Source organism: Rhodococcus sp. I2R (assembly GCF_020889545.1).
GTDB lineage: Bacteria > Actinomycetota > Actinomycetes > Mycobacteriales > Mycobacteriaceae > Rhodococcoides.
Genome location: NZ_JAHUTG010000006.1, coordinates 58027 through 72278, shown reverse-complemented (window position 1 = coordinate 72278; position 14252 = coordinate 58027). Strand labels below are relative to the sequence as shown.

Annotated in this window: 13 protein-coding genes and 1 pseudogene; 3 read left to right on the top strand and 11 right to left on the bottom strand. The window is 62.8% G+C overall.

Annotation, left to right across the window (positions count from 1 at the left end; all coding sequences use genetic code 11):
- Positions 1–2: 2 nt before the first annotated feature.
- From KVY23_RS07700 to KVY23_RS07685, 4 genes and pseudogenes are all read right to left on the bottom strand, one after another.
- Complete coding sequence (locus KVY23_RS07700; protein WP_230555955.1) at positions 3–731, bottom strand: AAA family ATPase; 729 nt, start codon at positions 729–731, stop codon at positions 3–5.
- 449 nt (positions 732–1180) lie between these two features.
- Positions 1181–1513 (bottom strand): helix-turn-helix transcriptional regulator, encoded by a 333-nt coding sequence (locus KVY23_RS07695; protein WP_075840710.1) that lies wholly within the window; start codon positions 1511–1513, stop codon positions 1181–1183.
- A gap of 183 nt (positions 1514–1696) precedes the next feature.
- Positions 1697–2246: pseudogene (locus tag KVY23_RS07690) on the bottom strand (beta-ketoacyl synthase N-terminal-like domain-containing protein); the annotation flags it as partial.
- Positions 2247–2390: 144 nt separating this feature from the next.
- Complete coding sequence (locus tag KVY23_RS07685; RefSeq protein WP_230555954.1) at positions 2391–2990, bottom strand: hypothetical protein; 600 nt, start codon at positions 2988–2990, stop codon at positions 2391–2393.
- A 168-nt stretch (positions 2991–3158) separates the two neighbouring features.
- Here KVY23_RS07685 and KVY23_RS07680 point away from each other — a divergent pair, with 168 nt between their 5' ends.
- From KVY23_RS07680 to KVY23_RS07670, 3 genes are all read left to right on the top strand, one after another.
- Entirely contained in the window at positions 3159–4016 is an 858-nt protein-coding gene (locus KVY23_RS07680) for a hypothetical protein (protein ID WP_139318273.1), read from the top strand.
- 77 nt (positions 4017–4093) lie between these two features.
- Positions 4094–5980 carry a phosphoenolpyruvate carboxykinase (GTP) gene (locus tag KVY23_RS07675; protein ID WP_230555953.1) on the top strand — a complete coding sequence of 629 codons (1887 nt, stop codon included), beginning with the start codon at positions 4094–4096 and terminating at the stop codon, positions 5978–5980.
- Positions 5977–6372: a DUF5313 family protein gene (locus tag KVY23_RS07670; RefSeq protein ID WP_230555952.1), complete on the top strand. Its 396-nt coding sequence runs from the start codon at positions 5977–5979 to the stop codon at positions 6370–6372. The genes KVY23_RS07675 and KVY23_RS07670 overlap by 4 nt, the downstream gene beginning before the upstream one ends.
- A gap of 39 nt (positions 6373–6411) precedes the next feature.
- Here KVY23_RS07670 and KVY23_RS07665 read toward each other — a convergent pair whose 3' ends face one another.
- The 7 genes from KVY23_RS07665 to KVY23_RS07635 are packed head-to-tail and all read right to left on the bottom strand — an operon-like array spanning position 6412 to position 13892.
- On the bottom strand, positions 6412–6603 hold the full coding sequence (locus tag KVY23_RS07665; RefSeq protein ID WP_230555951.1) for a hypothetical protein: 192 nt from the start codon (positions 6601–6603) through the stop codon (positions 6412–6414).
- Positions 6600–8114 (bottom strand): NADH-quinone oxidoreductase subunit C, encoded by a 1515-nt coding sequence (locus KVY23_RS07660; protein WP_230555950.1) that lies wholly within the window; start codon positions 8112–8114, stop codon positions 6600–6602. Before KVY23_RS07660 ends, KVY23_RS07665 begins: the two co-directional genes overlap by 4 nt.
- Complete coding sequence (locus tag KVY23_RS07655; protein ID WP_230555949.1) at positions 8111–9682, bottom strand: proton-conducting transporter membrane subunit; 1572 nt, start codon at positions 9680–9682, stop codon at positions 8111–8113. The genes KVY23_RS07660 and KVY23_RS07655 overlap by 4 nt, the downstream gene beginning before the upstream one ends.
- Complete coding sequence (locus KVY23_RS07650; protein ID WP_230555948.1) at positions 9675–10316, bottom strand: hypothetical protein; 642 nt, start codon at positions 10314–10316, stop codon at positions 9675–9677. Before KVY23_RS07650 ends, KVY23_RS07655 begins: the two co-directional genes overlap by 8 nt.
- Before the next feature lie 8 nt (positions 10317–10324).
- Positions 10325–11269: a respiratory chain complex I subunit 1 family protein gene (locus KVY23_RS07645; RefSeq protein ID WP_230556069.1), complete on the bottom strand. Its 945-nt coding sequence runs from the start codon at positions 11267–11269 to the stop codon at positions 10325–10327.
- Positions 11270–11280: 11 nt separating this feature from the next.
- The gene (locus tag KVY23_RS07640) at positions 11281–13359 is read right to left on the bottom strand and encodes a proton-conducting transporter membrane subunit (protein WP_230555947.1); all 2079 of its coding nucleotides are present in this window, start codon (positions 13357–13359) and stop codon (positions 11281–11283) included.
- The gene (locus KVY23_RS07635) at positions 13356–13892 is read right to left on the bottom strand and encodes an NADH-quinone oxidoreductase subunit B family protein (RefSeq protein ID WP_230555946.1); all 537 of its coding nucleotides are present in this window, start codon (positions 13890–13892) and stop codon (positions 13356–13358) included. The genes KVY23_RS07640 and KVY23_RS07635 overlap by 4 nt, the downstream gene beginning before the upstream one ends.
- Between the last annotated feature and the right edge of the window lie 360 nt (positions 13893–14252).

Here is a 14252-nt window from a genome sequence, read left to right as displayed (position 1 = left end):
AGTCAATCGAGCAGGTGGCGCAGATACGATCCGGGATCGTCGAGATAGCGGCGCCAGTGCGCGACGATCTCGAGTCGATCCCACGTGGTTCTGCGTAGTCCGTGGTCGCCGACCTCGATGATGTCTGCGCCGGGGAGCGAGGCGAGGATGGGGGAGTGCGTCGCACACACGACCTGTGAACCGGACTCGGCGAGTTCGTCCATCAGCGCCACCAGGTGCAGGCAGGCGGTGAACGACAATGCGGACTCCGGTTCGTCCAGTACATAGAAGCCGGGGTCTTGGAACATGGCTCGAAAGACCGCGAGGAAGCCTTCGCCGTGGCTCATCGACGCGGTGTCCTCTTCCCAATAACCCGGTACACCTCCGAGATTTTCGGTCATCTCGAACGCCGTTTCGGCGCGGAGGAAGAATCCCTTCTTCTGCAGCCTCGGCCCACGAAGCATTCGAGCCCCACGCGGGGTGGTCTCCAACTCGATCGCCTCGCCTAGCAGTGTCGATATCGTCTCCGACCGCGGCGGGCGTGACGCTCTGCCGCCACGGGAGTCGAGCTGAAAACCCTCGGCGACCGCCTCGACGATCGTCGACTTACCCGAGCCGTTGTCGCCGACGAGAATGGTCACCGGGGTGTCGAACTCTATACCCTCGAGGGCGAGTTGCCGTACCGCCGGCACGGTGAAAGGCCAGTCCGCGGTGAGGTTTTCGGGTCGGACGTAGGCGCGTTCGACGAACACGAATCAATCGGTCACTGGGCGATCGACATATCCCGTCACGTGCTGAGCATCGGCGCTGCACTCATAGAACACCCAGGTGGAGTCCGGGAGATCCGTAGCATCTCCGAACCGGTGGTTGACACGTTGCGCGCACAAAGTGCCTGCGCCCGTGTCGTGGCATCGAAGACTGCTGGGTATGTACATGCCTCCACTGTAGGCGCCCGAGGGGAGTCGGGGTTTTGTGCTGTGTGGCCTTGCGGAGGTTGATTGTCAATGGAGCGCTGTATTGATTAATTGCCAAAATACGCAACTGCTAACATAGCAACATACGCCTGGTGTGCACATCCGGGCTGGGAGGTGCACACCAAGCGTTCCTGCCTTGCACTGTCGGTACCGCATAACGAAAGAGCGATGTTGGGTCCCTCTGAGATGGCGTAGTCGAGCAAAGGGAGACGAGGATTGACGGCGTCCTACCGAGGTGCCTCGCTCACCAAAGGCTCCATGTGCATGGTTTCTTCCAACATCTCGGCCTGACCAGCGACGACTGTGGTCAAGATCGATCGTGCTATCGCCAGGAGTTCCGCGATGTGCGGAGAAGTGAGGGCATACGACACGGACAGGCCCTCGCGGCGAGCGGTGACCAGACCGGCTCGTTTGAGGATCGACAACTGCTGGGAAAGATTGGCCGGCTCGATCCCGACTTCGGGCAGCATCTCCGAGACCGCGTATTCGCGCGCGCTCAGTAGTTCGAGTACACGGATTCGTGCGGGATGACCCAGAGTCTTGAAGAAGTCGGCCTTCATCTGATAAAGCGGTTGACGCGAGTTGAGAGCCACATCGTTCTCCTGCACTTTGTGATCGGTGATGCTGCCGATTCCCTCAACGCTGTATATATTTGCTGCCTTCCCAACTTCGGACGGTGCAGCGATCGGAAAGCAGATACTTTCTTATCTTAGCAAGAATCTGACTCGGCAGAAGTTCATGACGATCGCGCCTGCTGCACCGACCGAGTGACCCAGCGCCGACTTGGGTGCGTAGACGGCCGCGTGATCGCCGAGTGCACTGTCGATTGCGCATGCTTCGGACAGGTCGCCGATGCCGGTCGATGTCGCGTGGGCATTGACGTGCTGCACATCCTGGGGGCTCAACCCTGCGACCTCGATAGCTCGTGTGATGGCCCGTGCCGCTTCCCAACCCTGTTCCGATGGAAACCGCCAGCCGGTTCGGATCGACAGAGGGCGAACCGGCATCGGACCACACCCGGCGGCCCAGGGTGGCTGCGAGTTGTTCACCGAACGACATTCGTCGACGTTCCACCCGTTCGAGAAGTGTTCCGGGGTCTACTTTCAGTCGGCCGCCGATTCGGACGGGGAGGTCGTGCTGTGCCAGGAACTCTGCATCGAGATGGCCGATTCCGCTCTTGCCTGCGAGCAGAGACGTCCATGTGTCGTCGAGAGTGCCGGCAAGAGACGTCGTGGCGGCCATCGCGGTGACCACGACCTCTCTGGCCTCGAGAACTCGACCTGTTCGGGGCATTGGTCGTCGCTGGCCGGGCGGGGTGTTGGCATTCATGTTCGAGGTTGTTCCTTATCGCTGGTGCACTGGCGGGGTGAGTCGTTGTACCGTTCGCGGCCTCGGCCCAACAATGTTGCCGGCGTATCCGAGTCGATTCGGTGGCAATCAATTCCTCATTGCGTCACCGCCGGTCGCGAGAATCGTGAGGGCAATTACGCCTGCTGCCGCAACCCATGTCATGTCGGTGCCGATGCAGACGAAGCTCGCTACCGCCACTGTGAACCCCGTTGCGTAGAACGCCAGAGCGGCAGCACCGTTTCCGGTATCGGCTGGCGTTCGTTCGGCCAGATTCATGACCGTTCGTACAGCGACTTCGAATACATCGAGTGCGGCACAGCCGGCGCCGACAGCAATTGCAGCTGCAAACGCAGTGGCCGACGGCGCCATTGTGAAGGTGGCGAGGCATGCCGCGACGAACAGTGCACCGGATGAGAGGGCGAGCGGCCTCGCAGTGTCCTGCTGGTGGCGTCGGGATCGAGCCTGCAGCAGCGCTGCGACGACGACCCCGCATGCGAAACCGGACGCACAAATCGATGCGAACAGCACGAAGTTCAACGCCGATTCGTACGGTGCTTCAGTGTTCGACGGCGTCGCCCCTCTGTCTCGGCTGTACTGCTCGAGGAGCAGAAAGATCCCGACAGCCTGAACCAGCCCGACTTGCACGGCCGCTGCAGCCGATTGCGTCGATGTCTGTCCGGCTCTCATTCGAGCGATCTCGCCCCTTCCTTGTTGCTCCGGGAAATGCCTCTCGGCGAGCGCTCACGGTGACGAGCCCCGCTACATCGACCAACCTACTTGCAAAATTGCGTAAGTACGTACATTATCGATGTAATGGTCCATTCAGTGACGTCAGCCGGTCGGAGGCAAAGAGCTGTGAACAGTCGCACCGATCGCGGCGACATCCCCACATCGAGTACGTCTCGTCGAGTTGCGGTGGTAGGTGTCACCCACAGCTCACGGCGATCCCCGCGAGGTCGGGTAGCCGGTGAGGTCTGGAATGCCATGGAGGACTACGCCCGGTGTCTGCAGGAGCGCACATCGCTCCGTGTGTCGCGTCTTCCGTTGATCGATTGCACCGAACCCGCGGTGGTCGACCGAATATGCAGTCTCGGCAACGACATAGGGATCGTGTTGGTGGTGGGAATGAGCCCGCAGAACTGTGCCGCGCTGGTTCGTCGTGTAGCAGACCGCGGAGGTCCGGTCGTCGTGACCGAGATCGATCTCACGACGATAGCTTTGGCTGCATCGGTGATGTCGGCCCTGGCCCGGCAGGGTGTCATCGGTCGCCGGGGGCGAGTGGTCATCGCTCACCCGGAACGGGCACCGTCGTTGGGCCCACTATTGGCCGAATGCGGAGTCGGCAGTATCACTAGCTGGAATCAGCATGATGCGCAGGACTTTTCGCTGCAACGACTGATCGCACACAACGACCTGCTCGTCGATCTGTCGTCGTTGGCTCTCGTGGACGGGGAGTCCGAGCGCACCGTGGGGATCGGTTCCGACCCCGTTGTGGACGCGTCCCTGGCCTTGCCAGGTCTGCTCGAGTCCCTCTCTCGGCACGCGAAACATCGCTTCGGTGTGCCGATTATGGCGTCGAGTGTGCAGGCGCTGGTGCTGTTGACTCCCGCCGGCCGCCTCTTGCCCGATTCGGCCGAGTCGCTCCTGACCGCCGCAGTGAGCCGTTACGTCGACAGGGCGCTCGATTCCCACACGCCCTCGTTCGCCGGATGAGGCACCACAGCGTGCGGGAAGAGGCGACCGAGCTGGAACCAACGATCACCACCGTCCATTCGAAGGAGCACCACACCATGCCCGCATCGATCAGCGTCGATCTCGGTGTCGCCCCGACCGCCCACGCCGAGTTGCTGCACTGGGTCGGTGAGATCGCCGAGCTCACCACTCCAGACCGAATCGTGTGGTGCGACGGCTCGACCGGCGAGTGGGAGCACCTGACATCGATCCTGGTGAACAAGGGGACATTCGTCGAATTGAGTGAACCGAAAAACTCGTTCCGATGCATCTCCGATCCCGAGGACGTGGCCCGCGTCGAAGACCGCACCTTCATCTGCTCGGAACGCGAATCCGACGCGGGGCCGACGAACAATTGGATGGATCCCGTCGACATGACGACGGTGTTGACCGAGGAGTTTCGCGGCGCGATGTCGGGCCGGACGATGTACATCGTCGGGTACTGCATGGGTCCTCTCGCATCCACCGATCCGAAGTTCGGCGTCGAGATCACCGATTCCGAATACGTTGCGGTGTCGATGTCAGTGATGACCCGCACCGGTGCACCGGTGTGGGAACGCATGGGTGACGATGCGTCGTTCGTCAAAGGACTACATTCCGTCGGTGCACCGCTTGCTCCGGGTCAGCAGGATGTGCCGTGGCCGTGTGATCACACCAAGTACATCAGCCATTTCCCGCAGACCCGGACCATCTGGAGTTACGGATCCGGATACGGCGGCAACGCACTGCTGGGCAAGAAATCGTTTTCGCTCCGCATCGCCTCCACGATGGCCCGAGACGAAGGCTGGCTGGCCGAGCACATGCTCATCCTCAAACTCACCTCACCGGACAATGACGTCCGATACATCGCCGCAGCGTTCCCCTCATCGTGCGGCAAGACCAACCTCGCGATGCTCGAACCGACGCTCGACGGCTGGACCGCGGAAACGATCGGCGACGACATCGCTTGGATGCGCTTCGGCGACGACGGACGGCTCTACGCCACCAACCCCGAAGCAGGCTTTTTCGGTGTTGCACCAGGTACAGGGTGGCACACGAACCCCAACGCCATGCGCACCATCGAACGTGGAAACACCATCTTCACCAACGTCGCACTCACCGACGACGACGGAGTGTGGTGGGAAGGGATGACCGACACCCCACCGGAACACGTGATCGACTGGCGCGGAAACGATTGGACACCGCGCTCGGAAACTTCGGCGGCGCACCCCAACTCGCGCTATTGCACCCCGATCGCGCAATGCCCCACCGCCGCCGCGGAATGGGACGACCCGCGTGGTGTCCCGATCTCGGCCATCTTCTTCGGTGGCCGTCGAGCGTCGACCATCCCGTTGGTCACCGAGGCGTTCGATTGGCAACACGGTGTCTTTCTCGCCTCGGTACTGTCCTCGGAAACCACTGCAGCATCGACAGGAACGGTGGGGGTGGCCCGGCGTGACCCCATGGCAATGTTGCCGTTCATCGGCTACCACGTCGGAGACTATTTTCAGCACTGGCTCGACATCGGAGCGAACGCACCTTCACCGGGGGCTCTGCCGAAGATCTTCTACGTCAACTGGTTTCGACGCGGGGATGACGGAGCCTTCCTGTGGCCGGGGTTCGGTGAGAACCTACGAGTCATCGACTGGGCGTTACGTCGTATCGACGGAGAAGCCGATGCGACAGTGTCGCCACTGGGATACGTTGCCACCCCCGACTCGCTGAACCTGACGGGGCTCGAATTGGACCGGGCGCACCTCGACACCGCGCTGGATGTACGGACAGAAGAATTGCTCGCCGAAGTAGCCCTCATCGACCATTGGTTCGCGAGGATCGGTGGCAACAAACTCCCCGACGCCCTCCGGAAGGAACTCAACTGGCTCAAGACTCGACTGTCCGGCTACCCTCATGGTCTCGTAAACGCGCCGGAACGATCCAGCCACCAGCGACGCGGCGATTCGATATGAAGCCCGGTCCGGTGAGAACTGCGCCGCAGCCCACCGCCCGAGAGATTGCTGGATACGTTTTCTTCGGCCAGCTTCCCGCGCAGTACGAAGACTGGGTGATTCATGACATCACCGGTCCCGGTGCGACACGCCGTTATGCCACACGGTTCATCGTGCCGCTTCTGCCGTTGTTGGTCGGATGCATCTTCGTGCCCGGACCGCTGGTGATTCGAGTGGGCATGGTGCTGATTCTGCTTCTGCCGTTCATCTATTTCATGATTGCTCTGAAGCCGATCTACCAACGACATCGGCTCGTCAGCCACGGGCTCGACCCTGCACTGCTGACCGCCGACAAGCAACACAAGATCGACGACGAAGCCCGCTACACCGCCCGCTACCGAGCCCCCCGCTAGCGCCGATCTGGCATTCAGGCGTATCGGGGAGATGACGCGTCAGACGGCCGATCGAGCCCCGGCAGCCGAGCACAGGTGCATCCGGTTGGTCGGAGACGATCTGCCCGGTCGAACATCCCCGAATCGGATCCGCGAATCGAACCGATCGAGGCAGAGCGCAGTGTGCCCACAGGACGGGGTGGCGCTGAGATCCGGCTCGATGATCAACGCTTCCTTCACGACCTCGGTCACAGATCGTTTCCTGCGTAGGACAGATCGAAGCTTTTGTTGGTCAACGGAAAATCGGGCACGATCGTCGCCGCGAGAGCCACCGGCAGAGCGGGCCAGGTCATGAACGAGGGATCGACGATTTTCAGGCGCGTCACGATGCCATTGCTGATTTCGACCCGATGGGCGATGGTGCCGCGCCAGCCCTCCACCAGCCCGACACCCGATACGGGATCGCGGGCAGGTGAGTGGGGACCGAAGAACAGGCCGGGTGATGCCTGCGGAATCAGCCGATTCAGCAGGTCGATCGAGTGGCTGATCTCCTCGGTCCGCACCATGAATCGAGCCATCACGTCTCCGGCGGTCTCGGTTGCGGCCGCGACACCGGCCGTATCGAGTAGAAACGGGTGGCTGCGGCGGGCGTCGACGTCGTCCCCGGATGCCCGCGAAACAGGACCCAGTGCGCCGAGGTCATGCGCTGACTGACCGGGCAGGATCGCGGTTCCGATGAATCTGTCACGCACGATACTGTTCCGCAGGGCCATGTCGGTGAACGCGATCACATCTGCTGCGATCGCTGACAGGTGTGCGAGATCAGGAAGTGTGCGTACCTGCGCGCCGCCGGGGAATATGGCACCGCGCATCAGCCGGTGGCCGGTCATGTCGGCGTTCAGCCGGAGAAGCTGTTCCCGCACTCGCATCGCGTGAGAATGCGCGATCGCAAATCCGACATCGTTGCAGAGGCCGCCGAGAGTGCCGACATGGTTGTAGATACGTTCGACCTCGAGCAGAATCGCACGCAGGATCGCTGCAGGTAGCGGAACCTGGTATTGCATCGCATCCTCGACCGCGAGGCAGTACGCGAGGCTGTGCCCGACTGCAGTGTCACCGGAGATGCGCTCCGCGAGGGGGAGCCCCTCGTCGAGAGTTCTGCCCTCGGCGAGCTTCTCGATCCCCTTGTGCGTGAACCACAAACGCACCTTGAGTTTGAGGATGGTTTCACCCACCACGGAGAACCGGAAGTGGCCGGGTTCGATGAGCCCGGCGTGTACGGGGCCCACGGGGATCTCGTACACGCCCGGCCCCGCCACGGTGACGAAAGGATAGGGCTCGCCCACCGAAGCGAAAGCCGGTGGTGGACCGGCATCGCTACGCATCGGGTACCAGCCTTGCGGCCAGTGCTGATGCCGAACGAGCCGACGGGGGAGCGGATGATGCTCTGGCGTGATGCCGTACAGGTCTCGCATTTCGCGTTCGAATCGGCCAGCAGGAAACGATGATGCGGCGAGGGTGGGAATGGCGGGGGATCTCGTACCGGTTCGCAGCACCAGCTCGAATCGCCGGTCCGGGGGTCCTGCGGTGAACAGGTACACGATCCGGAACTCGTCCGCTTCTTCGTGTGCTGCTATGAGGGCAAGCCGGAAACCTTGCTGCAACAGCGTATTCGACACCGGCTCTAGTTCCTCGTGAGTGACCGCGCGGGAGTCTCGATCAGTGAGCATGTCCGTTTCGACCTCCGGTGTGTAGTCGGTCATCGCTCGACCACCAGCTCTCCCGCAGTCATCAGCAGATCGTGCAGGGGAAACGAGAAAATCCCGAGCAGGGCCATTCCCGTCAGACCCAGCACCAACGGCGCGTTCTGCGCCCGACCGAGCATGGCTGGTGGCTGGTCACCCGGTTGGCCGGCGACACCGAAGAACATCGGGATCAGCTTCGCGGCGACGGAGATGAACAAGATCACCACTGTGGTGGCGACAACCACCGTGATCACTGCGAGTCCGGAACTGATGCCGGCGTCGAGCAGTGCGTGGAGACTGGCGAACGGGCTGAAGGGAGGGAAGCCGAGCAGAGCGGCAAGAGCGAGCGCCGATATCCCGGCAGCGGCGGGGTTCCTGCGAAGAACTCCATGCAGATCCTCGAAGGAGGTACTGCCGCCGGGAGCAGCGAGCTGGCCGGCCCCACAGAACAGAACAGCTTTAGCGAGTCCATGACCGAAAAGATGCAGCAGTACCGCGGCCACTGCGAGCGGGGTACCGATGGCGAGCCCGAACACCGCCAACGCCATGTACTGCATGCTCGTATAGGCCAACAGTCGCAGATAGTCTCGCTGCGCGATCACCATCGACACCGCGAACACCAGCGATCCCACCGCGACCACGAGGAGCAGAACACGCAGGAACCCGGTAGTCGAATCCGTTGCGACGACACGGTTCCAGCGGAGCAGCGCGTACATCGCCACCGGCAAGTAGCACCCCGATATCAATGCCGCGACCGGCCCCGGTGCTCGACTCTGAGCATCGGGCAGCCAGCTGTGCAAGGGAACCAGCCCAGCCGCCGCTCCGAAGCCGATCAGCAACAACGGCGTCGCCATTCGCACCACCCCCGGGTCCAACTGGGCGGTACGGGAGGCGAGAAAAACCCACTCCAACGATCGATGCGCTCCCGTCGACACCGCCGCAGCGGCGAGATAGACCATGACTGTCCCCAGCCCGGCCAATGCGAGGCCGATGGAGACGAGAACCAAGTATTTCCATTGCGCTTCCCATGCAGTGCGGGTGCCAGCCGAACCGATCAGAAATGTGGTGGCCACGGTCATCGCGAGCAGTGCCATCCAGAGCAACCCGAGATTGCCGGCAAGTACCGCTGCAGATGCCGACGCCAACAGCAGCGGTACCCCCGCACGGCACATATGCACATGCCGTTGGCGACCCTGGTTCGACTCCTGGTGCGCGGCAGGGTTGTCGATCATCCCCGACCAGGTGGCCACGATGGCCGCGGCACCGATGATGAGGAGCATCACTGCGGTGAGAGCGTCCGCGCGTAGTGGTCCGGTGGTCAGCGTAGAGCCGTCGGAGGTGACCACCGCGGCAACCACGCCGGTCAGCGTGATCATCACGCTCGCCCCGACTGTCGACCAACCGAGGCCTCGATGCCTCCCGACCAGGATGACGCATGCCGCGAGCATCGGAACGAGAATCGGCAGCCACAGCAGTGACGACGCTGTGATTGGGTCCAGCGGCACCCGCTCGTGGGCCGCGAGGCCGTACTCAGCCAGTACTGCCACCTCCTCACTCATCATGTTGGACGGGTCTCCATCAGTCATGTAGCTGCCGCAGCGTGTCCGGATCGGCGTCGCCGTCGAATTCGGCCCGACGATCGATGGTGCGCAGCCAGACCCACACCAGCAGGTCCAGGCTCAGCGTCATCGTCGCGATACCGGCGCTGGCGGTGACCAGCAGAGCCGTGGCAACGGTCCCGTGGACGAGGGCGAGAAACCCCAGGGTTTGAGAAATGGCCGGTCGGCGGGTGATCACAGCGAAAAATCCAATGAACACCACGGCCAGGGCGAGGGGAATCACCGTCGCTGTCTCCGCCGGGGCCGTTCTGATCATCGGACGACTGACCGCATAGGACAAGAGTGTCAACAGCACCACGACGAGCATCGAGGCGGCAACGTTGAACAGCGGCGACACCGCCGATCGTACGAGCACCCGACGCCGCAGCGCCGCGGGAAGCAGGATGGCGTTGATCGCCACGATGACCGCGGCCAACCCGTACAGGGCACCGTTCATGTCGGGTGTCGCGACCAGTACCGCAACTGCGGCCAGCGCGATCGCCTGCGCCGCCGTGAGCCGCACAATTGCCACCAGGTTGTGGCGCCATAACGTCGCAGCTGCGGTGAGCAACAACGCTCCGCATGCCAGGTCGAGCAGTTCGTTGAACATCGGCGAATTCATGGCCGCCGTCACCGAGCCAGAAAAAAGGCGGTCGACACGGCCAGAGCGCCGAACAGGAACGACACGGCAAGTAGTTCGGGAACGCGGAACAGTCGCCATTTCGCGAGGAATACCTCTGCGACGGCGATCGTGCCACCGAGTAGCGCTACTTTGATTACGAATGCGGCCACGGCGACGAGCAGTGCACTCGGCGTCGACGTCGTGGCGATACCCCACGGGATGAACAAGCTCACCCACAATCCGATCAGGGTGGTCAAACGAAGAGCGGACGCGTACTCCACTACAGCGAGCCGAGGGCCGGAGTACTCGAGCACCATCGCCTCGTGGAGCATCGTCAACTCCAGATGGCTCGATGGGTTGTCCACCGGTAATCGACCGGATTCGGCGAGTACGACGATGCCGATCGCCACAGCGGCAAACAGATTTGCCGGTGTCGCGGCGTCTGCGGGGGCAAGCGCTACCCCCTCGACCATGTCGGCCAGGTTGGAGGAATTCACCCGAGTGGACAAGGCGAATCCGGCGACGAGGATGGCAGGCTCCGCGAGTGCGGCGACCATCACTTCGCGGCTGGCACCCATTCCGCCGAATGCCGTTCCGGTATCCAAGGCCCCGAGCGCGAGCGCTACCGTGCCCAACAACAGCAGGCCCACAATCGCAAACAGATCGGCCACGCCGTCCGTGCGGGACCGGGTGGTGAGGAACGGCGAGACGGCAGCGATCACGAACACGGCCGAGAACGCGACCAGCGGAGCAATGCTGAAGACAGCGCTGCTCCCGTCGGGAGTGATCGACTCCTTACCCATCTGTTTGCGCAGATCACGCCAGGGTTGGAGCACCCCGGCACCGGCCCGGCCCTGTAGCCGGGCGGTGACCTGACGCATGAATCCGACCAGAACGGGCGCGCCGATGAGCACTACCCCGATCTGGAGTCCGATCGCAGTGAGATCGACCATCAACTCTCTGCTCACAGTGTCGCCACCACTGCGGCGAGGGCGAGTATCGTCACCACGAAGCCCACGGCCAGGTACCGGTGCAAGTCACCGTTCGAAGCCTGCTGTGCCCACCGACCCCAACGCTGTACTGCAGAGATCACCGGCGGATACAGGCGAGCCTCGATTCGGTCGGGAACTCTCTGCCGGAAACTGACGCTCTCGATCAAGTATTGCGACTCGACATACGGTGTCACATCCACATCGTGTTCAGGGCTGAGCACATCATCGAAGACACGGGTCAACGGTTCCGCGAACGCGGTCGCGGTGTACTCCATGCGGGGGCTCAGACTGCGACGCCCTGACCCCCACGGCATTGCAGGCCGGGCCGGCATACGTGTACCGGTCCATCGGACGGCGCCCGCTACCGCAATCGTCCCAGCTACAAGCGCCACTGCCACCAGCAGAGGTGACATCGAGCCGGAGATGCCGGCCAGCCGGAGGGTCACCGCGTCTCGGTCGACCGGACTGCCATCTTCGATGCTGGGCAGCACCGACATCGCCCGGACCAGCGCCTCACCGAGGAGCGCAGGAAACCACGCTAAACCGATGCACACCAGCGCCGCGGCACCCATTGCCCACCGCATACTCTCCGGACTCTCGCTCGCCTCCGCCGCGCCAGCCGTCCGGGGGCGAGCAAGGAACCCGATCCCCACCACTTTGACGAAGGTGACGACCGCAAGTCCGGTTGTCAATGCGAGCGCCGCAACCGCGAGCGGCATCGCGAGGGTGGTCACCGTATCGGTCACCTCGCCCACGCCGAGACTGTGAGTAAACCCTTGCAGCAAGAGCCATTCGGAGACAAATCCATTCCCCAGGGGCAAGGTAGCGGCCCCGAGCGCGCCCACGGCGACCATGGCGGTGGTCACCGGCATGCGGGAAGCCAGCCCTCCTAGTCGGTCGAGGTCACGTGTCCCCGTCGCTCGCATCACCGATCCCGCACCGAGGAACAGCAGCGCCTTGAACGCGCCATGATTGAGCGCGTGCAGCAGCGCCGCTACCAGAAACAGACTCGCCAGCATGCGGTTGCCGTCTGCGGCGAAGACGGCGCCGGCACCAAGACCCATCAGCATGATGCCGAGATTCTCTGTCGTCGAATAGCCCAGCAGTCGTTTGAAATCGGTGGCGACACTCGCCTGCAGAACTCCGTACACCGCTGAGAGTGTGCCCACTGCGAGCATGAGCCATCCCCACCACCGAGGACCACCGCCGAGGAGGTCGAAACCGACCCGGATGATGCCGTAGAAGCCGAGGTTGACCATCGCTGCAGACATCAGGGCCGAGACATGACTCGGAGCTTCGGCATGTGCGCGAGGAAGCCACACATGCAGCGGGACCAAACCCGCTTTCGATCCGAATCCGATGAATACCAACACGAATGCGGTCGAGCGCACGAGCGGCGGCAACGCCTCCGTGCCTTCGCGTATCGCGTCGAAGGACTCACCTCCAACACCACCGGCGAGCAACCCGAAACCCACGACGATGACCACGACCCCAGCTTGCGTCATCGCTGCGTACCACAGCGCGGCCTCGCCGACTTGCTTCCCGGCACGGTAGTTGGCCAGCACCAGCATCAGCGATGCCAGCGCCATCAACTCCCACGCAGCCAAGAACGTCGTGACGTTGGCAGCTGCCGGGACCAGCAGCATCGACGCGACAAACACCGGGAGCATGGTCTGAGCGGTGCGTGACTGCGCCCCGCATCCCGGCGGAAATACCTCCTGGTGTTCGTGATGGCCACCTGGGCCGGTGTATCCGGTGCTGTACACCCCGACTGCGGCAGCGACCGCGCCGATCAGCAGCATGAACAAACCCGAGAGAGGATCGACCTGCAGTTCGATCCCGTCGAACTGGAGCACTTGATGGACGGTCAGCGAAAAGCGCTGACTCACAACGAGAGCGGCGCAACCCGCCAGCACGCCACCGATACCGGAAACTGTGGTCAACAGGCCGACCAGAATGCGACGCACACGAGCAGGCAAGATCACAGCTGCTCCGACCGCCAACGACGCTGAGATGTAAATCATCGACATCCCGACCGCCACCGAGCTCATCGGCCGGACACTCGCCGGAGCGCTGCCACTATGGCATCGGGAGACGGTGGGCATCCTGGAATGTCGAAATCGACGGGGATGACATCTCGAACCGCCCCGATCACACCGAACCCACCCTTGAACACCCCACAGTTCAACGCGCATTCACCTAGAGCAACAACGCGTTTGGGATGAGGCATGGCATCGTACGTAACACGCAATGGGTCAGCCATATTGCGTGTGACCGGTCCTGTCACGAGGAGAATGTCCGCGTGACGCGGGGACGCCACCAATCGAATGCCATAGCGTTCGATGTCGTACACCGGTCCGAATGCTGAGGCGATCTCGATCTCGCACCCGTTGCACGAGCCGGCGTCGACGTGGCGAACCTGAATCGACCCGGTAGTCGACAAGAACGGTGTCATGGTGCCGTGCTCACCCGAGTCCCGGTGGATGGTCGTATCCGGCTCGGGCTCTGCGATCCGGCCGATTCTGCGGATCTGGCGAACGATGCTCTGTCTGCGCTTTGGCGAAGCGCCGCCCACGGCACTCATGATGCGGGCACCCAACATTCCCCGGCCTGGCTCTGGGGCTGGCACGCCGATCCGCCCATCCTCAGTGCGTAGATCGACAAGGGTTTACCTGGATCGGGTGGCCCTGATGCGGCGATGTCGCCATGGATCGCTCCTCCACGCTGCAGGGGTGGATTGCGCACCCCTGACCCGCGCGCAATCCATCGCTATATTAGCAGTTGCGTAATTTGTTAACTATTCCGCGGGTATGGCATCGAGCGCGGGGAGGGGCGAGTCCAGAATCATCTGCGTAAGACTCCGACCTCTGCGCCGGCAGTCGAGTGAGTTGCGGACCTGTCCGCGATCGACTGAATGACCACCCTGCGTCCAAACCCTCGCCGT